Genomic DNA, 19,233 nt, shown 5'->3' on the forward strand with positions numbered 1-19,233 from the left:
CGCGTTCCACCCCTAAGCCGCCAGCATTTCCTTAGCGTGCTTCCGCGTGGTCGGCGTGATCTCCAACCCGCCGAGCATGCGCGCGACCTCCTCCACGCGGCTCGCCTTGTCGAGCGAAGTCACGCTGCTGACCGTGCCGCCCTTGCCATTGCCGGCCTTGGCCACCTGGAAGTGGTGGTCGCCGCGCGCCGCGACTTGCGGCAAGTGCGTGACGCACAGCACCTGGCGCGCTTGCCCGAGTTGATGCAGCAAGCGTCCAACGACCTCGGCGACACCACCGCCGATGCCCGTGTCCACTTCGTCGAAAATCAGCGTAGGTGTCGGACTGGCGGCGCTGGCGATCACGGCGAGCGCAAGACTGATCCGCGCCAGTTCGCCGCCCGAGGCCACCTTGGCGAGCGGCCGCAACGGCACACCCGCATGACCGGCGACGCGGAATTCCACCTGCTCCAGCCCATGCGCGCCACCCTCCGGCAGCGGCACCAGCGCGACTTCGAAGCTGCCGCCTTTCATCGACAGTTCCTGCATGCCGGTGGTGACCGCCGCGCCAAGCGCCTTGCCGGCCTTGGTGCGCGCCTTCGAGAGTTTTTTTGCGTCAGCGAGGAATTCTTCTTTCGCGCGCACTTCGGCGGCGTGCAGGCTGGCAAGGTCGGCCGCGGCGTCGAGCGCGGCCAGTTGTGCGCTGCGCGCTTCATGTTCCTCGGGCAGCGTTTCTGGCTGCAGGCGAAATTTGCGCGCAGTTGAATGCAGCGCGTCGAGACGCTTTTCCACCTGGGCGAGACGCTGCGGATCGAGTTCGAGCTTCTGCGCGTAGTGACTCAACGAATACGCCGCTTCCTGCAACTGGATTTCGGCGGGTTCGAGCGCGGCCAGCACGTCGTTCAACGCCGGATCGATCTCCGCCAGGTCGCGCACCTTCGATACGATCGACGCCAGATGCGTGATCATCGCCTCGTCCGACTCGGACAGCGCGCTCAACGCGCCCTGCACGCCGTCGATCAGATTCGCGGAGTGCGATAGCCGCCGATGCTCCGCGTTGACCTCTTCCCATTCGCCGGGCTGCGGCGCGAGCTTGTCCAGTTCGGTGAGCTGCCAGGCAAGGCGCTCGCGCTCGAGTTGCAACTCGCGGTCGCGCGTCTGCGCGTGTTCGACGGCCTGCACCTTGTCGCGCCACGTACGCCATGCCCGCGTCACGCCGGCCGCCGTCTCCGTGAGCCCGGCGTGCGTGTCGAACAGTTCGCGTTGCGCATCCGGGCGCATCAACAGCTGGTGGGCGTGCTGACCGTGAATGTCGACCAGCATCTCGCCGAGCGCGCGCAACTGCGCGAGCGTCGCCGCCGTGCCGTTGATGAACGCCCGCGAGCGCCCGTTGGCGTCCACCACGCGCCGCAACATCACGGTGCCGCCGTGCGGGTCTTCTTCCGCGGAGGTGCCGAGCGCCTGCTCGTCGAGCCATTGCTCGACTTGCGCATGCGTTTCGAACTCCGCGGTGATGTCGGCGCGGCTTTCGCCGGTGCGCACCACGTTCGCGTCGGCGCGGGCGCCCAGCGCGAGCGCCAGCGCGTCGATCAGGATCGACTTGCCGGCGCCGGTTTCGCCGGAGAAAACGGTAAAGCCGCTGTCGAATTCAAGGTCGAGCGCGGCGACGATGACGAAGTCGCGTATCGAGAGATGGCGCAGCATGGAAGTGGTCTGGTGAGCTTGAGGTTCGGGTTCGGCTACGACGGGCGGCGTTCAGCGTTCGTGTTCCAGGCTTCGCTCGCCGCTCAGGGCTTGGGGTCTTCTTCGTGCGACGGGTATTCGTTCCAGTGCAGCTTCTTGCGCAACGTGGCGAAAAAGCTGTAGCCGACCGGATGCAGCATTGGCACGGTATGGCGGGAGCGGCGTACTTCGATGGTGTCGCCCAACTCCAATGAGGTGAACGACTGCATGTCGAAGTTCACGTTGACCTCGCGCCCGGACACGATCTGAATGCTGACCTTCGAGTCGTCCGGCAGCACGATCGGCCGGTTCGACAACGCATGCGGCGCGATCGGCACCAGCACGATGCCCTGCAGTTGCGGATGCAGGATCGGCCCCTGCGACGAAAGCGCGTAAGCGGTCGAGCCGGTGGGCGTGGCGACGATCAGGCCGTCCGAGCGCTGGTTGTACATGAAGCGGCCGTCCACCGAGACGTGCAGCTCCGCCATGCCCGAAAAGCCGCTGCGGTTGACCACCACGTCGTTGAAGGCCAGGGCGTGATAGATCGCATTGCCGTCGCGCATGATGCGCGCTTCGAGCAGCACGCGTTCTTCGCGCTCGAAATTGCCGGTCAGCATTTGCGGCACGATCTCGCGCATGTCGGAGATCGGGATGTCCGTGATGAAGCCGAGCCGTCCGTGGTTGATGCCGATCAACGGCGTGCGGTAGGGCGCGAGCTGCCGTCCGATACCCAGCATCGTGCCGTCGCCGCCCAGCACCACGGCGACGTCGGCGCGCGCGCCGATCTCGGCGGGACGCAGCGCCGGATAGTCGGTGACGCCGATTTCGGCAGCGGTATCGGCTTCGAACACGACCTCGAAGCCGCGTTTGGCGATGCACGAGGCGAGCGCGGTCAACGGCTCGGCAATACCCGGCGTATTGTTGCGCCCGACGAGCGCGACGGTCTTGAACTGACTGGTCACTTGCATGCCGGCATTACACCATAGGTAGGGCCTGAAAAGAACCGCGCACCGGCCCGTTGATGAGCCGGTCTACACGGGCCGTCAGCGTAGCGCGCGATTATCGATAGAATGGTGAAGCCTTGATGACACGCGCGCCGCTGGAAATGCGGCGGCGTGCCGGCAGCCGGGCCGCCCAGAAGGCGTCCGGTGATGCGCCGGACTGAACGCCGGGGAACCTGCCGGACCGGAGGCAACGCGCCGCAGCGGCAAAGCGTGGCGCGTTCGTCAGGGATGGGCGCCCTTCGCGCTCGCGGTAGTCGTGCCATTAAGCTAAAATTTTCCGTCATGCTAGATCCTCGCGCACAAACCCTCCTCAAAACGCTGATCGAGCGCTACATCGCCGAAGGTCAGCCGGTCGGCTCGCGCACGTTGTCGCGCTACTCGGGCCTCGAACTGAGCCCGGCCACGATCCGTAACGTGATGTCCGATCTCGAGGACCTGGGGCTCGTGATCAGTCCGCATACTTCCGCCGGCCGCATTCCCACGCCGCGCGGCTATCGCCTCTTCGTGGACACGATGCTGACGGTGGAGTCTGCCGCCGACGAAGAAGCGGTCATGCGCACCATCAAGACTACGCTGCAGGCAGGCGAGCCGCAGAAAATCGTGGCCGCCGCGGCGAGCGTGCTGTCCAGCCTGTCGCAGTTCGCCGGCGTGGTGCTGACACCGCGGCGCAGCCACGTGTTCAAGCAGATCGAGTTCATGCGTTTGTCCGACAAACGCATCCTGCTGATCATCGTGACGCCCGAGGGCGACGTGCAGAACCGCATCATGGCGACCCAGCGCGACTTTTCGCCGTCGCAACTGGTCGAGGCTTCCAATTACATCAACGCGCATTTCGCCGGCCTCTCGTTCGACGACGTGCGCCGCCGCCTGCGAGAGGAAATCGACGAACTGCGCGGCGATATGACCACGCTGATGCACGCCGCGGTCACGGCCAGCACCGAGGAATCCGATACGGGCGAGAACGTGCTGATTTCCGGCGAGCGCAATCTGCTCGAAGTGGCCGACCTCTCCTCCGACATGGCGCGCCTGCGCAAGCTGTTCGATGTGTTCGACCAAAAGACCAGTCTCCTTCAATTGCTCGACGTGTCGAGTCACGCGGCGGGCGTGCAGATTTTCATTGGCGGCGAGTCCAATCTCGTGCCGATCGAAGAAATGAGCGTGGTCACCGCGCCGTACGAGGTGAACGGCAAGATCGTCGGCACGCTCGGCGTGATCGGCCCGACCCGCATGGCCTACAACCGCGTGATCCCGATCGTGGACATCACCGCGCGCCTGCTTTCGCTCACGCTCAGCCAGCAGTAATCGCCGGCGCTTTCCCGCTGAGCAGGTTCACGCCGTCCATGATGCGTGACGGCGCGCGGCTTGCCAATTGGCCGAATGGCCAGGGGTGTCCGGCGGACCGGGCGGCATACCGCGCCGCTATAATGATTCCCATCTGAATCGACTTTTCGCCTACTGGTTAAACCCGCTGCCTATGCGCTTCGACCTCGAGCGACCTTCACAGAACGCCACGTCGCACCGCGTCGCCGTGCTGCTGATCAATCTCGGCACGCCCGACGCGCCGACGCCGCGCGCGGTTCGCCGCTACCTTGCGCAGTTCCTGTCCGACCCTCGGGTGGTGGAAATTCCGGCGTTGCTCTGGCAGATCATTCTGCGCCTGCTGATCTTGCCGTTCCGGGGCCGTTCTTCGGCCAAGAAGTACGCCGCAGTCTGGATGCCGGAAGGTTCGCCGCTGCGCGTCCATACCGAAAAGCAGGTGGAAGGCTTGCGTCATCTGCTGCAACTGAATGACTACACGGTGCTCGTCGATTACGCGATGCGCTACGGCACGCCCGGTATTCCGGCCATGCTGAACCAGTTGAAGCTGGCTGGCGCCGAGCGCGTGCTGCTCATGCCGATGTATCCGCAGTATTCGTCATCGACCACCGCCACCGCTTTCGACGACGCCTTCTCGGCGCTCAAACGCATGCGCAATCAGCCGGAGATCCGCACGGTGCGTCAATACGCCGATCATCCCGCTTACATTGCGGCGTTGGCGGCGCAGGTGCATCAATATTGGCATCAGCACGGCCGCCCGGATTTTGCGGCGGGTGACAAGCTGGTGCTCAGTTTCCACGGCGTACCCAAGCGCACCCTCGATCTCGGCGATCCCTATCACGAGCAGTGTCAACAGACCGGCGCCTTGTTGATGCAGGCGCTCGAGCTGACGCCGGTGGAATGCCGGATCACCTTCCAGTCGCGCTTCGGCAAGGCGGAATGGTTGCAACCCTACACGGCACCGACTCTGAAAGAATTAGGCGCGGCAGGCGTGCGGCGTGCTGATGTGTTCTGTCCGGGCTTCACGGCCGACTGCCTTGAAACGATCGAGGAAATCGGCATGGAAGTGCGTGACGAGTTCGTGCATGCGGGTGGCAAGGAGTTTCACCGGATCGCCTGCGTGAACGCATCGCAGCCCTGGATTGCCGCGCTCGGCGAAATCGTCGCGCAGAATCTTCAGGGCTGGCCGGTGCAATCGGTGCCGGTGCCGCATATCACTGGGGCTTGAGCGGACACATGAATTACAAGGTCTTGACCGAAGCGGGCGCGAAACTGCGCATCGACAAATGGCTTTGGGCGGCGCGCTTCTTCAAGACGCGCTCGCTGGCGGCGCACGCTGTCGAAAAAGGTCATGTGCGCATCGGCGGCGCCAGTGTGAAGCCGGCCAAGGACGTGCGGGTCGGCGACCTGGTGGAGATCGAGATCGAGCGGATCGTGTGGCAGGTGGAAGTGCTGGGCGTGTGCGATGTGCGCGGCCCGGCGAGCATTGCGCAGACGCTCTATGCTGAAACCGGGGAGAGCAAGGTAAAGCGGCAGGTCGAACAGGAACGGCGCAAGACTTATCGCGAGCCGGCCGCCGCCCTGCATGGGCGACCGACCAAGCGCGACCGGCGCACTATCGACAAACTTTCAGGTGGGGATTGAACAGTTGTTCCATGGTCGCGTGCACGCCGCCGTATTCGGTAGTGTGATCGTTGACCGCCCCAGACATACAGATGGTCGTGGTGCCCGCAATCAGTACCAATGCGACCACCGAGATTGCAAAGGTCAGTTTCACGGTACTCCCCTTGGGAAGATTCAGGATTAAGACAGTTGAATCAGGTGGAAATGCAGAATGTCGGAAAGGCTTACGTCAGATTAGGGTTAACGCGTCTTTTCCGATGCTTTAATGGAGCATAGGCCACTTGTTGACGGCACTCAATCTCAATCTGATTGCGTCGCAATAATGGTTGTAACCGGGCATTTCTGCCGCACGGCCATGGTGCGAAAACTTCCGGGAGAGCCGCTTGAAATGGTTCTTTCCGGCCCTATCTATCGTTTCAATAGGCGGAGGGGCGTAAGGTCGTCTGTCGCTATTTTGCAACGCAGCAATTACGACTGCTCTGACTGGCAACCGCCACCGTTGGCTTTTACTTTTTAACGACTTCAGCGATATGGAAAACACGCAAGAAAACCCGACGAGCCAGAATCCCACGCCCGCGGACGAAGCCGCGCGCCAGGCCGCCGAGGCAGCAGCGCAGCAGGACGCTGCGGCCGCGACGGACAGCCCGGTTGGCGGCGAGCACTCCGCGCTGGCGGAAGCCGAAGCCAAAATCGCCGATTTGCAGGAAAGCTTCCTGCGGGCGAAAGCCGAGACGGAAAACGTGCGCCGCCGCGCGCAGGAAGACGTCACCAAGGCGCACAAATTCGCGATCGAAAGCTTTGCCGAGCATCTGCTGCCGGTGGTCGACAGCCTCGAAGCCGCCATGGCCCATTCGTCCGACGACCTGCAGAAGGTCCGCGAAGGCGTGGAACTCACGCTGCGTCAGTTGACCGGCGCGCTCGAAAAGGGCCGCGTCGTCGCACTGAATCCGGTCGGCGAAAAGTTCGATCCGCATCGTCACCAGGCTATTTCGATGGTGCCGTCCGACCAGGAAGCAAACACCGTCGTTGCCGTGCTGCAAAAGGGTTTCGTGATCGCCGACCGCGTGTTGCGTCCGGCGCTCGTCACCGTCGCCGCACCGAAGTAAGCGCAACGCGGCTTGTGTAAGCGTTTCGCCTGAGCAGGCGGGTACCGTCATGGCCAACATTCCTGTCGACAGTTCCGCGTTCAAGGTCTTCGACATGCAGGAGCTCAGTGCCGGCTCGTTCGACGCGGCACTGGCCGGAGCAGGGGATGAACTGGCCGTGGTGTTTTTCTGGGGTCTCGACTGCTTCAACTGCGAGATCGCCAAGAAAGCCATGCTCGCGCAGCCGGAAGCCGTCCGCGCGCTCGGCCTCACGTGGTTTCACAGCAATGTCTACGAGCACCGCGAACTGGGCCGGCGCTTCATGCTTCATGGCGTGCCTACGTGGTTCTTCTTCTACCGAGGCAAACGTCTTGGCCGGGCAACCGGCTGGCACGGTCTCGGGCAGTTCGAGGCAGCGGTGGCGGCGGCTCGGGAAAAGATCCGGGTGTTGAATTCGGGCGCATCGGCTGGCAATCCAGTCGATCGTGACCCCGAAAGCGGCAAAAGTTCGACCGATTGAAAAAAATTAAAGACCGCATCGTAAAAGAGGTCTTGAAAACGATGCGGACGCACTTATGTTGAGTGCAGGTTAGGAACTCAGAGCGGATCGCCTTGCCGCCAGATAGGCAAACAGGGCGATTCCCGCAGCGATCAAAGTCAGGAGAACAGTAAAAATGGGCAAAATCATCGGCATCGACCTCGGCACGACCAACTCGTGCGTGGCGATCATGGAAGGCAACACGGTCAAAGTGATCGAGAACTCGGAAGGCGCGCGCACCACGCCGTCGATCATCGCTTACATGGAAGACGGCGAGATTCTCGTCGGCGCGCCTGCGAAGCGTCAGTCGGTCACGAACCCGCGCAACACGTTGTACGCGGTCAAGCGCCTGATCGGCCGCCGCTTCGAAGAAAAAGAAGTGCAGAAAGACATCGGTCTGATGCCGTACAAGATCATGAAGGCCGATAACGGCGACGCATGGATCGAAGTGCGCGACCAGAAGCTGGCGCCGCCGCAAATCTCCGCAGAAACGCTGCGCAAGATGAAGAAGACCGCTGAGGACTACCTCGGCGAAGAGGTCACGGAGGCCGTCATTACGGTTCCCGCGTACTTCAACGACAGCCAGCGTCAGGCCACCAAAGACGCCGGCCGCATCGCCGGTCTGGAAGTCAAGCGCATCATCAACGAACCGACCGCAGCCGCGCTGGCATTCGGTCTGGACAAGGTCGAAAAGGGCGATCGCAAGATTGCGGTGTATGACCTGGGCGGCGGTACGTTCGACGTGTCGATCATCGAAATCGCCGACGTCGACGGTGAAATGCAATTCGAAGTGCTGTCCACGAACGGCGACACGTTCCTCGGCGGTGAAGATTTCGACCAGCGCATCATCGACTACATCATTGGCGAGTTCAAGAAAGAGCAAGGCGTCGATCTGTCGAAAGACGTGCTCGCGCTGCAACGTCTGAAGGAATCGGCTGAAAAGGCGAAGATCGAACTGTCGTCGAGCCAGCAAACCGAAATCAACCTGCCGTACATCACCGCAGACGCATCGGGTCCGAAGCACTTGAACCTGAAAATCACGCGCGCCAAGCTGGAAGCGCTGGTTGAAGAGTTGATCGAACGCACGATCGAGCCGTGCCGCGTCGCCATCAAGGACGCAGGCGTGAAGGTCGGCGAAATCGACGACGTGATTCTGGTCGGCGGTATGACCCGCATGCCGAAGGTGCAGGAAAAGGTTAAGGAATTCTTCGGCAAGGACCCGCGCCGTGACGTGAACCCGGACGAAGCCGTCGCCGTGGGCGCCGCGATTCAAGGTCAGGTTCTGTCGGGCGACCGCAAGGACGTTCTGCTGCTCGACGTGACCCCGCTGTCGCTCGGCATCGAAACGCTCGGCGGCGTGATGACCAAGATGATCAACAAGAACACCACGATCCCGACCAAGCACGCACAGGTCTACTCGACGGCCGACGACAATCAGGGCGCCGTGACGATCAAGGTGTTCCAGGGCGAACGCGAAATGGCAGCCGGCAACAAGCTGCTGGGCGAGTTCAACCTCGAAGGCATTCCGCCGGCACCGCGCGGCACGCCGCAGATCGAAGTGAGCTTCGACATCGACGCGAACGGCATTCTGCACGTCGGCGCGAAAGACAAGGCGACCGGCAAGGAAAACCGCATCACGATCAAGGCCAACTCGGGTCTGTCCGAAGCCGAAATCGAGAAGATGGTGAAGGACGCTGAAGCGAACGCCGAAGAAGATCACAAGCTGCGTGAGCTGGCCGATGCCCGCAATCAGGGCGACGCGCTGGTCCACAGCACGAAGAAGGCGCTCACGGAATACGGCGACAAGCTGGATGCCGGCGAGAAGGACACGATCGAAGCCGCGTTGAAGGACCTCGAAGAAACGCTGAAGAGCGGGTCGAGCGACAAGGCCGCAATCGAAGCCAAGATCGAAGTCGTGGCAACCGCCTCGCAGAAGATGGGCGAGAAGATGTACGCGGACATGCAGGCTGCGCAAGGTGCCGAAGCTGCGGCAGCGGGTGCGGCAGGCCCGGGCGCGGGTGCGGGTGCATCGGCGGGCGGCGCGAGCCAGCAGCAGGACGACGTGGTCGACGCCGAGTTCAAGGAAGTCAAGAAAGACTAAAGCCAGGTCGCATTTCGACCGTAAAGCCGCACACAGGACTGTGTGCGGCCCGGCTGCATAAGGGACTGCGCCCATCCGGGTGACAGGAACGTGCAAGAGCGGTTCTCGCGCCTGGCGAGCCCTTTGGGCTCTCCGGGCACATTTGTTTTATGGAGGGCGTTGTTTTTAGCCGTATTCGAGCGGCAAGAAATAGCGGCCGGACGAGTCGCAAGACTCCAGCATTCAAGAGGAGCCACCGCGTCGCATTGCGCGAGTGGCGTTGAACCGATATGGCGAAACGGGATTACTACGAGGTTCTGGGCGTCGCAAAGAACGCGAGCGACGACGAAATCAAGAAGGCTTATCGCAAGCTGGCGATGAAGCACCACCCTGACCGCAATCCGGGCAACAAGGATGCGGAAGGGCATTTCAAAGAGGTGAAGGAAGCCTATGAAATGCTGTCGGACTCGCAAAAGCGTGCCGCGTACGATCAGTACGGTCACGCGGGTGTCGACCCGAGTATGGGCGCCGGCGGTGCGCAAGGTTTTGGTGGTTTTGCCGATGCATTCGGCGATATTTTCGGCGACATCTTCGGCCAGGCGGCCGGTGGCGCCGCGCGAGGCGGTGGCGGACGCGCCGGCCCGCAGGTGTATCGTGGCGCCGATCTGCGCTACAGCATGGAAATCACACTGGAACAGGCCGCACACGGTTACGACACGCAGATTCGCGTGCCGAGCTGGGTGTCGTGCGAAATCTGTCACGGTTCGGGCGCGAAGCCCGGCACCAAGCCGGAAACCTGCCCGACCTGTAGCGGTTCGGGTTCGGTGCGCATGTCGCAAGGCTTTTTCAGCATCCAGCAGACTTGCCCGAAGTGCCACGGCACGGGCACCTATATCCCTGATCCGTGCGGCCACTGCCATGGCGCGGGCAAGGTAAAGGAAACCAAGACGCTGGAAGTGAAGATTCCCGCAGGTATCGATGACGGCATGCGTATCCGCTCCGCCGGCAACGGCGAGCCGGGTATCAACGGCGGTCCGTCGGGCGATCTGTACGTCGAGATTCACATCAAGCAGCACTCGGTATTCGAGCGCGACGGCGACGATCTGCATTGCCAGATGCCGATTCCGTTTACCACGGCGGCATTGGGCGGCGAAATCGAAGTGCCGACTCTCGCGGGCCGCGCGAGTTTCACGGTGCCGGAAGGCACGCAGTCGGGCAAGACATTCCGTTTGCGTGGCAAAGGCATCAAGGGTCTGCGTTCGAGCATTGCCGGCGATCTGTACGTGCACGTTCAGGTCGAAACGCCGGTCAAGCTCACCGATTCGCAGCGCGATCTGCTTCAGCAGTTCGAGAAGGCGCTGGTGGAAGGTGGTTCGCGCCATAGCCCGCAAAGCAAGAGCTGGTTCGATCGGGTGAAGAGCTTCTTCGATTAATGGCAGTTTGAAGTTGGCGGTAAGCATGACGGCAGATGAGCGCGGCGCGGTGTTCGCGCTGCTCGACGATTGCGACGCAACGGCGGCGCGCCGTTCGAGTCGTCTGTACGAGGGTTTTGTGCACGAACGGGTTTGCGCGGACGCCGCGCAGCTCGAAGCCGTGTGCGAAACCGTCGCCGCGGACACACGGCGTGGTCTGCACGCCATCGTGCTTGCCGACTATGAGTTTGGCCGACATCTCCTCGATGGAGGTTCGGAGCAGTCTTCGACAACGCAGCGTGGCGATGCCACGCTGCGTTTTTTATTGTTCGAGCGCTGTGCGAAGAAGTCGCGTGAAGAGGTCGATGCGTGGCTGATGGCGCGTGACGGCGGCACGGACGAACCGTCGGTGGCAGGCGCGGCGAACGTGCGCGCGAGCGTCGATGCGGCGCAATTCAACGACGGAATCGAAGCGATCCATACTGCGCTCAAAGCGGGCGATTCGTATCAGGTCAACTACACGTACCGGCTCGGTTTCGATGTGTTTGGTTCGCCTGCGGCGCTTTATCGGCGGCTAAGGGCGCGTCAGCCGGTGCCGTATGGTGCGCTTGTGGCATTGCCGGGAAGCAGGTGGGTGCTGTCGTGTTCGCCGGAGTTGTTCGTCGAGAAGCAGGGCGCCTCGTTGCAGGCGCGGCCGATGAAAGGCACGGCACCGCGCTCCGACGATCCAGCAGTCGATCAGCGCAACGCGGCGTTTCTCGCTAGCGATCCAAAAAACCGCGCCGAAAACGTGATGATCGTCGACCTCTTGCGCAACGACTTGTCGCGCGTGGCGCAAACCGGGTCGGTGAACGTGCCGGCGCTGTTTTCGGTCGAGACTTATAAGTCGGTGTGGCAGATGACCTCGACCGTGCGTGCGACGTTGCGCGAGGGCACTTCGTTCGCCGAGATTCTGCGAGCGCTGTATCCGTGCGGTTCGATTACCGGCGCGCCGAAGCATCGCACGATGCAGTTGATCGAGGAGCTTGAAACCACGCCGCGCGGTCTTTATACCGGCGCGATCGGGTGGCTCGATGCGGCTTCCGCTTCCGCTTCCGCTGCAAGGAGCACCGTTAGCTGCGGCGACTTCTGCCTCTCGGTCGCGATTCGCACGTTGACGCTAACGCCGACGACCGGCACCGGCACAACGGGCGCGTTTCAAGGCGAGATGGGCGTGGGCGCGGGCATCGTGCTCGACAGCATCGCTGTCGACGAACACGCGGAGTGTCAGTTGAAGGCCAGCTTTCTGACCGGCGCCGAGCCGGGTTTCGAGCTATTCGAAACGATGTATGCGACGCGCGAGGGCGGCGTGCGGCATCTGGCGCGCCATCTGAAGCGCCTTGCTGCAAGCGCCGCAACGCTGGGTTTCAAACTCGACAGCGAAACCGATATTCGCGCGCAAATTGCCGCGACATGCGCGTCGCTGACGACGCAAACGCCGCATCGTATGCGGCTTGCATTGAGCAAGGACGGTATGACGCAAATCAGTGCAGCGCCACTTGCGCCGTTGGCCGATTCAACCGTCGCTGTCCAGCTCGGGCCGGACCAGCATTTTCCCGCGACCCGGGCCGACGATCCGCTGTTGCTTCACAAAACTACGCGTCGTGCGGAGTACGACCGCGGCTGGCGGGAAGCAGAAGCAAAGGGCGCTTTCGACACGCTGTTCTTCAACGAGCGCGGTGAGTTGACCGAAGGCGGCCGGTCGAACGTATTTGTGAAGCTGGCGGGGCGGTGGTGGACGCCGCCGCTTACGTGCGGTGTGCTACCGGGTGTAATGCGTGGCGTTCTGCTGGAGGACAACTCGGAACTGCAGGCGGCTGAACGTGTGCTGAGCCGTGACGATCTGCGCAACGCCGAAGCGCTTATGATCTGCAATGCGCTGCGTGGCGCGCTGCCTGCACGGATTCTCTAATGAACCTGAGAAGGCGAGAGGGCGAACGCGCTAAACCCACGCGTCCAACCCGTCGCGCCTAATAACAATGGCCCAGACTCAGAACGTATGCTCCGGCCCAGGAAACGAGCCATCCTTCACCGCGCGCACGTACGCTTCCACCGCAGCCTGAATGCTCGGCTGCCCCTGCATGAAATCCTTGACGAAGCGCGGCCGCTTGCCGGGAAAAATCCCCAGCATGTCGTGCAGCACCAGCACCTGACCCGAGCAATCCAGTCCCGCGCCGATGCCGATCGTCGGAATGCGCAACTGCCTGGTGACTTCGCTGGCGAGGAGCGTCGGAATCGCTTCCATCACGATCAATTGCGCGCCGGCTGCTTCGACCGCGAGCGCGTCGCGCAACACCTGGCTTGCGCCTGCTTCCGTCTTGCCTTGCACCTTGAAGCCGCCGAACGCGTGAACCGATTGCGGCGTCAGACCGATATGCGCACACACTGGAATCGCTCGCTCCACCAGGAACCGCACGGTGTCGGCGAGCCATGCGCCGCCTTCGAGCTTGACCATCTGCGCGCCTGCGCGCATCAACTCCACTGAGCTCCGGAACGCGTCTTCCGGCGTGCCGTAAGTCCCGAACGGCAGGTCGGCGACGATCAGCGCCGAAGGCCGCGCACGCGCCACGCTAGCCGTGTGATACGTGATGTCGGCGAGCGCCACCGGCAGCGTCGTCGTCTGGCCTTGCAGCACGTTGCCGAGCGAGTCGCCGATCAGCAGCACGTCGACGCCCGAACGATCGAGCAGCGCCGAAAAGCTCGCGTCGTAGCAGGTGAGCATGGCGATTTTGTCGCCGGCGTCGCGCATTGCCTGCAGTTTCGGCACGGTGATGGCGCTCCGGCTCGCTTCCTGCAAATAAGTCATGGTCAATCCGTTGGAAAAAAGAGGTGGCGACGCCGCTCAGAGCGACGTGCCTTTGACAAAGAATTCCTTGCGGCCGCGCATGGTTTCGATGCGTTCGGCGAGTAGCGCAAGGTCCGCGTCCGAGTCGAGCGGATTCAGATGTTCGGCATTGACCGTCAGCACGGGCGTGCGATCGTAGTGATAGAAAAACTCGTTGTACGCGTCGCACAGGGCGTGCAGGTAGGCGTCGGAGATTTGCAGTTCCATCGGCAGCGCGCGTTTCTGGATGCGCGCGAACAGCACCTCGGGACTCGCCTGCAAATAGACCACGAAGTCCGGCGCCGGCGCGCTGACTTCGAGTTGCGCGGCGAGCGCGCGATACAGTTGCCACTCGTCGGCCTGCAGCGTCAGACGCGCGAAGATATCGTTCTTCTGCGTCATGAAATCGGCGATCAACGGCGTGCCCGACAGATGCGCCGCGCTCACTTCCTGAGCCTGCTGAGCGCGTTGCAAGGCGAAGGTCAACTGCGTAGGCAACGCGTAACGCGCGGTGTCGCGATAAAAACGTTCGAGAAAGGGATTGTCCTGCGGACGTTCGAACAGCTCCTGCATCGACCAGCGCTGCGCGAGCCGGCGCGCCAGAGAAGTCTTGCCGACGCCGATCGGCCCCTCGATCGCGAGATAGCTGTACGGCGGCCGCAGTTGCGGCGCCGTGACGGTGAGCGGTGTGGCATTCATTCGCAGCGACCCTTGCCGGTATCGTCGCTGCCGGCAGTCAATGCATTAAGCATCGGACATTGGCATGGGCCCTTCACTTTTTCGATGCGCTGATCGCTCACGGCGTCGAGCAGGGCGTCGGCGCGGCCGCGTAGTGGAATGACCAGTGTGGCGTCGATTTCGACCAGCGGCACCAGCACGAACGCGCGCTCTGTGAGTCGCGGATGCGGCACGATCAGATCGGCCTCGTCGATCGATTGATCGCCGAACAGCAGGATGTCCAGATCGAGCGTGCGCGGTGCATTGCGAAACGATCGTTCCCGGCCGAACTGATGCTCGATCTTGTGGCACAGCGCGAGCAGATGCCGCACGGGGAGTGTGGTGTCGACCTTCACGACACAATTGAAGTAATCGTCACCGCCCGCGTCGATCGGGGCAGTGCGATACAGGCTCGACTTGGCGAGCACGGAGATGGTGTGCTGTTGTGCGAGGCACACCACTGCGTCTTTCAGGGTCTGGCGCGCGTCCCCGAGATTCGCGCCGAGGCCGAGATAAGCAACCGTCATGGCATAACTTCCTGCAACTATCGTTCGACGACTTCAGCGAACGCTGGTTCAGTCTTCGTGCGAATCGTCATGACCCGCATCGTCGTCTGGTCGTTCGGCTGGCGTGCCGCCCTCCATTCCGTCGCCCGGTTTGCGGTTTCTGGCGCTGCTGCTGCGCCGCCGTCGTTTTCGGGGGCTCCGGTCCTTCCCGCCTTGCGTGAGCAATGTCTCACGTGCGGCGACGTCTCCTTCAATGAACTCCGTCCACCACGTACCGACCGACTCATCGAGTTCGCCTGATTCGCAGCGCAACAGGAGGAAATCATACCCCGCTCTAAATCTTTGGTGTTCCAGCAGCTTCAGCGCACTTCTTCCCGAGCGTTTTTCCAGGCGCAACTGCAGGCCCCAGATCTCGCGCATATCCGCCGAGAAGCGCTTGTGGATCGCGAGTTTCTCGGTTTGCATATCGAGCACCTCGTCCATCGCGCGATGCAAGGCGGGGACGGGATACTCGCCGCTCGCTTCGAATTTCTGCCAGCGCGTCTGCACGTCGTGCCACAACAGCGTGGCGAACAGGAAGCCCGGCGACACCGGTTTGCCGGCACGCACGCGAGCGTCCGTGTTGTTCAACGCCAGCGTAATGAATTTTTCGCCGATGGGTTGCTCGAGCACCACGTCGAGTAGCGGCAGCAGGCCATGATGCAGGCCTTCCTGGCGCAGCCGTTTCAAACAGGCGAGCGCGTGACCCGACAGCATCAGCTTGAGCATCTCGTCGAACAGCCGCGCAGCGGGCACGTTGTTGATCAGATCGGCCATCTCGACGATCGGCGCGCGGGTGGTGTCCTCGATCTCGAAGTCGAGCTTCGCGGCAAAACGCACCACGCGCAGCATGCGCACCGGGTCTTCACGATAACGCGTGGCCGGGTCGCCGATCATGCGCAGCAGACGCGCGCGCATGTCGGCCATGCCGTTGTGATAATCCAGCACGGTTTGCGTGGCCGGATCGTAGTACATCGCGTTGATCGTGAAGTCGCGGCGCGTGGCGTCTTCGTGCTGCTCGCCCCACACGTTGTCGCGCAGCACGCGGCCGCTGGCGTCCACCGCATGCGTGCGGCGGTCGAGCTCGTCGCGCTTCAGACGACGCGGCGGCGCGGCGTCGGCCGCGGGCGGATCGACCAGCGCGCGGAACGTCGAGGTTTCGATGATTTCCTGACCGAACTGCACGTGCACGATCTGAAAGCGCCGGCCGATGATGCGCGCACGGCGGAACAGCTTCTGCACCTGCTCGGGCGTGGCGTCGGTGGCGACGTCAAAGTCTTTCGGCTTGATGCCGAGCAGCAGATCGCGCACCGCACCGCCGACGATGAACGCGCGGTGTCCCGCCTGTTGCAGCCCTTCGGTCACGCGAATCGCGTTTCGTGAGATCAGCGACTGGTCGATGCCGTGTACGTCGTGAGGAATGATGACGGGCACGTCCGGATCGCGCACGGCCGTGGCGGCGGTGCCGCTGGCGCGCGCCGGTTTGCGACGCGCCCTGGTGGCGTTCTGCGACGCGTCCGAGGCGCCGGACCTGGTGCGAGCCGGTGCGCTGCCGGATTCGTCTGCTTCGGCTTCGGCGGGTGCGGCGTCGTCAGCGGGCGCCGAGTCCTGGCCGAATAGCTTGCGGATAAGTTTTTTGATCACGAGGGTTGAAAGAGTTCGAGGATGCGCCAGCCTTTGGCCTGCGCATGAGCGCGCAATGTGTCGTCGGGATTCGTGGCGATGGGGTCCGTGACTTTCTCGAGCAACGGGATGTCGTTGTGCGAATCGCTATAGAAATAGCTGTGCTCGAAGTCGCCCAGGCTTTTGCCGAGCGAGGCGAGCCACGCTTCGGTACGGACGATCTTGCCTTCCTTGTAGCTCGGCGTGCCGGTGGGGCGGCCGGTATACGGCGAATGCGGCTGACCGTCGACGGTCTCCGCTTCGCAGGCGATCAGGGCGTCGACGCCGAACGCCTGGGCGATCGGGCGCGTGATGAATTCGTTGGTGGCCGTGACCACGCAGCAGAGGTCGCCCGCCTCGCGATGCTCGCGCACCAGCTCGAGCGCGACCGGGAAGATGGCCGGCGTGATGACTTCATGCATGTACTGGGCGTGAAGCCCGGCCAGTTGCGCGCGCGTGTACCTGGCGAGCGGCGTGAGCATGGCGATCAGATAGGCGTGGATGTCGAGCTTGCCGGCTTTATAGTCGGCGAAAAAGCGGTCGTTCTCACGGGCGAAATTGTCGGCGTCGACCATGCCTTGTTTCACCATGAAGCGGCCCCATTCGTGGTCGCTGTCGGTGGGAATGAGCGTGTGGTCGAGGTCGAAGAGTGCGAGATTAGCCATGGGGGCCTATTTTACTTGAAGCGGATGACGCGGCGTGTGAACCCGGCGGCGAGCCTGCTGCGGCGGCCGCCCCGCGCCGCTCTTCGGCGTCCGGCGAGGCCAGCATGGTACGCAGCAGCGGCAGCGTGACCGCGCGTTTCTGTTCCAGCGAGAAGCGGTCGAGCGCGTCGAGCAGCGCCATCAGGCTCGGCATGTCGCGGCGGAAATGCGTGAGCAGGTAGGCGGGCACGTCGTCGGCGAGCATGATGCCGCGTTCGCGCGCCGCGTGCTTCAGCACGGCGGCCTTGCCTTCGTCCGGCAGCGGCGCGAGATGGAACACGAGGCCCCAGCCGAGGCGCGTGCGCAGATCTTCGCGGACCGTCATGCCGATCGGCGCCGCATTGCCCGCGGCGACCAGGGCGCTGGTGGGATGCGCGCGCACTTCGTTGAACAGGTTGAAGACGGCGATCTGCTGGGCGGCCGAGAGCGCGTCGCAGTCGTCGATCGCATACAGCGCGACGCGCGGATCGAAGCTGAACGCGGCGAGGCTGCTTTGCGGACCGGCATAGCGCGCGTGGCCCGGCGGCGCTTCATGCACCAGTGCCTGCAGCAGATGCGTGCGGCCGCTGCCCGATTCGCCCCAGATGTAGAAGGTGCGATCGGCGACCGGCCCGACGGCGAGCGCGTTGTCGAGCTCGCGCAGGCGCGTGACCAGCTCGGCGTTGGCGCCGGCGAAGAAATTGTCGAATGTCGAGGGCGGCGGGGTGCCGAGATCGAGCGTCAGTTGACGAAGCACAGTAGGTTAATGCCGAAAATGGAGCTACGGCCGCAAACGGCCCTGATGACTGTTGTCGCCCGGACGACGGGTCGACGACGGTCAGTTGTTGTAAAGCGTGCTGGACAGATAGCCTTGCCGCAACTCGCGCGTCGCTACCGAGAGGATCGCGCTGACCGGCAACGCCAGCAACACACCGAAAAAGCCGAACAGCTGGCCGAACGCGAGCAACGCAAAGATCACCGCGAGCGGATGCAGGCCGATGCGCTCACCGACCAGGCGCGGCGTGAGATAAAAGCTCTCCACGATCTGTCCGAAGCCGTAGATCAGCGCAACCGCGCCGAAACCGTACCAGCTACCGAACTGTAGCAGCGCTGCGAGCAGCGCCAGCGCCAGCCCCGTTGCAAAACCAATGTACGGGATGAACACCGCGAGTCCGGTGAAAATCCCGACCGGCAGCGCAATCTCGAAACCGGCGATGGTCAGCGCGATCGCGTAAAACACCGCCAGCACGGCCATCACGAGCAACTGGCCGCGTAGATATTGCGACAGCATCTGGTCCATGTCGCGCGCGAGTTGCTGCGTTTTATCGAGCCAGCGGCGCGGCACCAGTACCTGCACGCGTGCGAGCATGCGGTTCCAGTCGTACAGCAGATAGAACAGCACGAGCGGCACCAGCACCAGATTCGCGACCACGGTCATCATCACGTTACCGCTCGTGCGGATCGACGTCCACGCGTACAACGCGACCGTCTGCGCGCTGCCTTCCAGCTGGCCCATCACCAGATCGCGGATACTCGCGAAATCGAGCGAATCGGCCAGACCCAGCATGGCCAGCTTGGGTTGCAGCCATGCGCTCACATGCATGAAGAAAACCGGCACCTGCAGGCGCAACTGCGGCCCTTCTTTCTGGATGACCGCGAGCACCAGCAGCACCAGCAGGGTCATCAGCAGCGTGAAGAACAGCATCATCAGCAGAGCAGCGAGTCCGCGCGGCACGCGGCGGCGTACCATCCACGCGACGCCCGGCTGCAGAATGTACGCGAGAATCGCGCCGAGCAGAAACGGTGTGAGGACCGGACTCAGCAGCCAGAGCAGAATGCCGACGCCCAGTCCGATGGCCAGCCAGATAAAGGCGCGGCGCTGCACAGGCGTCAGAATCGAGGTGTTCTCTTGCAAAATCGCTTCCCAGGTGTCGTCGGACCGGATTAATCAAATTCCAGCCAGCCGGCCGGCATCGGGTAAAATCGCATTTTACCGACCTTCG

17 protein-coding genes are annotated in these 19,233 nt (G+C 63.0%); 8 read left to right on the forward strand and 9 right to left on the reverse strand.

Features of this window, described 5'->3' with window-relative positions; all coding sequences use genetic code 11:
• Window positions 1–12: 12 nt before the first annotated feature.
• On the reverse strand, window positions 13–1,683 hold the full coding sequence (recN, locus tag FQ705_RS22865; protein ID WP_144144568.1) for a DNA repair protein RecN: 1,671 nt from the start codon (window positions 1,681–1,683) through the stop codon (window positions 13–15).
• Between the two features lie 83 nt (window positions 1,684–1,766).
• Window positions 1,767–2,669, reverse strand: coding sequence for an NAD kinase (locus tag FQ705_RS22870; protein WP_144144570.1), 903 nt, complete (start codon window positions 2,667–2,669; stop codon window positions 1,767–1,769).
• Between the two features lie 318 nt (window positions 2,670–2,987).
• On the opposite strand from FQ705_RS22870, the gene hrcA reads away from it, so the two are divergent.
• The 8 genes from hrcA (at window position 2,988) to pabB (ending at window position 12,711) form a co-directional block, all read left to right on the forward strand.
• On the forward strand, window positions 2,988–4,007 hold the full coding sequence (gene hrcA, locus FQ705_RS22875; protein ID WP_144144572.1) for a heat-inducible transcriptional repressor HrcA: 1,020 nt from the start codon (window positions 2,988–2,990) through the stop codon (window positions 4,005–4,007).
• A gap of 172 nt (window positions 4,008–4,179) precedes the next feature.
• Window positions 4,180–5,250, forward strand: a complete 1,071-nt coding sequence (gene hemH, locus FQ705_RS22880; RefSeq protein ID WP_144144574.1) for a ferrochelatase — start codon at window positions 4,180–4,182, stop codon at window positions 5,248–5,250.
• Between the two features lie 8 nt (window positions 5,251–5,258).
• Entirely contained in the window at window positions 5,259–5,666 is a 408-nt protein-coding gene (locus tag FQ705_RS22885; protein WP_144144576.1) for an RNA-binding S4 domain-containing protein, read from the forward strand.
• Between the two features lie 509 nt (window positions 5,667–6,175).
• Window positions 6,176–6,751 (forward strand): nucleotide exchange factor GrpE, encoded by a 576-nt coding sequence (gene grpE / locus FQ705_RS22890; RefSeq protein WP_144144578.1) that lies wholly within the window; start codon window positions 6,176–6,178, stop codon window positions 6,749–6,751.
• 49 nt (window positions 6,752–6,800) lie between these two features.
• The gene (locus tag FQ705_RS22895) at window positions 6,801–7,250 is read left to right on the forward strand and encodes a thioredoxin family protein (protein ID WP_144144580.1); all 450 of its coding nucleotides are present in this window, start codon (window positions 6,801–6,803) and stop codon (window positions 7,248–7,250) included.
• 154 nt (window positions 7,251–7,404) lie between these two features.
• Window positions 7,405–9,369 (forward strand): molecular chaperone DnaK, encoded by a 1,965-nt coding sequence (dnaK, locus tag FQ705_RS22900; protein ID WP_144144583.1) that lies wholly within the window; start codon window positions 7,405–7,407, stop codon window positions 9,367–9,369.
• Window positions 9,370–9,638: 269 nt separating this feature from the next.
• Window positions 9,639–10,781 (forward strand): molecular chaperone DnaJ, encoded by a 1,143-nt coding sequence (gene dnaJ, locus FQ705_RS22905; RefSeq protein ID WP_144144585.1) that lies wholly within the window; start codon window positions 9,639–9,641, stop codon window positions 10,779–10,781.
• Window positions 10,782–10,806: 25 nt separating this feature from the next.
• Window positions 10,807–12,711, forward strand: coding sequence for an aminodeoxychorismate synthase component I (pabB, locus tag FQ705_RS22910; RefSeq protein WP_144144587.1), 1,905 nt, complete (start codon window positions 10,807–10,809; stop codon window positions 12,709–12,711).
• Between the two features lie 78 nt (window positions 12,712–12,789).
• Here the strand turns inward: pabB and panB are convergent, their stop codons facing one another.
• From panB to FQ705_RS22945, 7 genes are all read right to left on the reverse strand, one after another.
• Window positions 12,790–13,605 carry a 3-methyl-2-oxobutanoate hydroxymethyltransferase gene (gene panB, locus FQ705_RS22915; RefSeq protein WP_144144589.1) on the reverse strand — a complete coding sequence of 272 codons (816 nt, stop codon included), beginning with the start codon at window positions 13,603–13,605 and terminating at the stop codon, window positions 12,790–12,792.
• A 36-nt stretch (window positions 13,606–13,641) separates the two neighbouring features.
• Complete coding sequence (locus FQ705_RS22920; RefSeq protein WP_144144591.1) at window positions 13,642–14,322, reverse strand: deoxynucleoside kinase; 681 nt, start codon at window positions 14,320–14,322, stop codon at window positions 13,642–13,644.
• Window positions 14,319–14,867 carry a 2-amino-4-hydroxy-6-hydroxymethyldihydropteridine diphosphokinase gene (gene folK / locus FQ705_RS22925; RefSeq protein WP_144144593.1) on the reverse strand — a complete coding sequence of 183 codons (549 nt, stop codon included), beginning with the start codon at window positions 14,865–14,867 and terminating at the stop codon, window positions 14,319–14,321. The genes FQ705_RS22920 and folK overlap by 4 nt, the downstream gene beginning before the upstream one ends.
• A 48-nt stretch (window positions 14,868–14,915) precedes the next feature.
• Complete coding sequence (gene pcnB, locus FQ705_RS22930) at window positions 14,916–16,529, reverse strand: polynucleotide adenylyltransferase PcnB (RefSeq protein WP_144144595.1); 1,614 nt, start codon at window positions 16,527–16,529, stop codon at window positions 14,916–14,918.
• A complete protein-coding gene (locus FQ705_RS22935) occupies window positions 16,526–17,212 on the reverse strand; it encodes an HAD family hydrolase (RefSeq protein WP_144144597.1) in 687 nt (228 codons plus the stop codon). Before FQ705_RS22935 ends, pcnB begins: the two co-directional genes overlap by 4 nt.
• Window positions 17,205–17,987: a DnaA regulatory inactivator Hda gene (hda, locus tag FQ705_RS22940; RefSeq protein ID WP_144144599.1), complete on the reverse strand. Its 783-nt coding sequence runs from the start codon at window positions 17,985–17,987 to the stop codon at window positions 17,205–17,207. Before hda ends, FQ705_RS22935 begins: the two co-directional genes overlap by 8 nt.
• A gap of 81 nt (window positions 17,988–18,068) precedes the next feature.
• Window positions 18,069–19,145: an AI-2E family transporter gene (locus FQ705_RS22945; protein WP_144144601.1), complete on the reverse strand. Its 1,077-nt coding sequence runs from the start codon at window positions 19,143–19,145 to the stop codon at window positions 18,069–18,071.
• Window positions 19,146–19,233: the final 88 nt, after the last annotated feature.

The sequence above is a fragment of the Paraburkholderia sp. BCC1884 genome (assembly GCF_900996225.1).
GTDB lineage: Bacteria > Pseudomonadota > Gammaproteobacteria > Burkholderiales > Burkholderiaceae > Paraburkholderia.

What these genes read in the sequence shown, in the direction of transcription:
- recN (WP_144144568.1), bottom strand. Translation starts at nt 1,683, where the DNA reads ATGCTGCGCCATCTCTCGATACGCGACTTCGTCATCGTCGCCGCGCTC.
- FQ705_RS22870 (WP_144144570.1), bottom strand. Translation starts at nt 2,669, where the DNA reads ATGCAAGTGACCAGTCAGTTCAAGACCGTCGCGCTCGTCGGGCGCAAC.
- hrcA (WP_144144572.1), top strand. Translation starts at nt 2,988, where the DNA reads ATGCTAGATCCTCGCGCACAAACCCTCCTCAAAACGCTGATCGAGCGC.
- hemH (WP_144144574.1), top strand. Translation starts at nt 4,180, where the DNA reads ATGCGCTTCGACCTCGAGCGACCTTCACAGAACGCCACGTCGCACCGC.
- FQ705_RS22885 (WP_144144576.1), top strand. Translation starts at nt 5,259, where the DNA reads ATGAATTACAAGGTCTTGACCGAAGCGGGCGCGAAACTGCGCATCGAC.
- grpE (WP_144144578.1), top strand. Translation starts at nt 6,176, where the DNA reads ATGGAAAACACGCAAGAAAACCCGACGAGCCAGAATCCCACGCCCGCG.
- FQ705_RS22895 (WP_144144580.1), top strand. Translation starts at nt 6,801, where the DNA reads ATGGCCAACATTCCTGTCGACAGTTCCGCGTTCAAGGTCTTCGACATG.
- dnaK (WP_144144583.1), top strand. Translation starts at nt 7,405, where the DNA reads ATGGGCAAAATCATCGGCATCGACCTCGGCACGACCAACTCGTGCGTG.
- dnaJ (WP_144144585.1), top strand. Translation starts at nt 9,639, where the DNA reads ATGGCGAAACGGGATTACTACGAGGTTCTGGGCGTCGCAAAGAACGCG.
- pabB (WP_144144587.1), top strand. Translation starts at nt 10,807, where the DNA reads ATGACGGCAGATGAGCGCGGCGCGGTGTTCGCGCTGCTCGACGATTGC.
- panB (WP_144144589.1), bottom strand. Translation starts at nt 13,605, where the DNA reads ATGACTTATTTGCAGGAAGCGAGCCGGAGCGCCATCACCGTGCCGAAA.
- FQ705_RS22920 (WP_144144591.1), bottom strand. Translation starts at nt 14,322, where the DNA reads ATGAATGCCACACCGCTCACCGTCACGGCGCCGCAACTGCGGCCGCCG.
- folK (WP_144144593.1), bottom strand. Translation starts at nt 14,867, where the DNA reads ATGACGGTTGCTTATCTCGGCCTCGGCGCGAATCTCGGGGACGCGCGC.
- FQ705_RS22935 (WP_144144597.1), bottom strand. Translation starts at nt 17,212, where the DNA reads ATGGCTAATCTCGCACTCTTCGACCTCGACCACACGCTCATTCCCACC.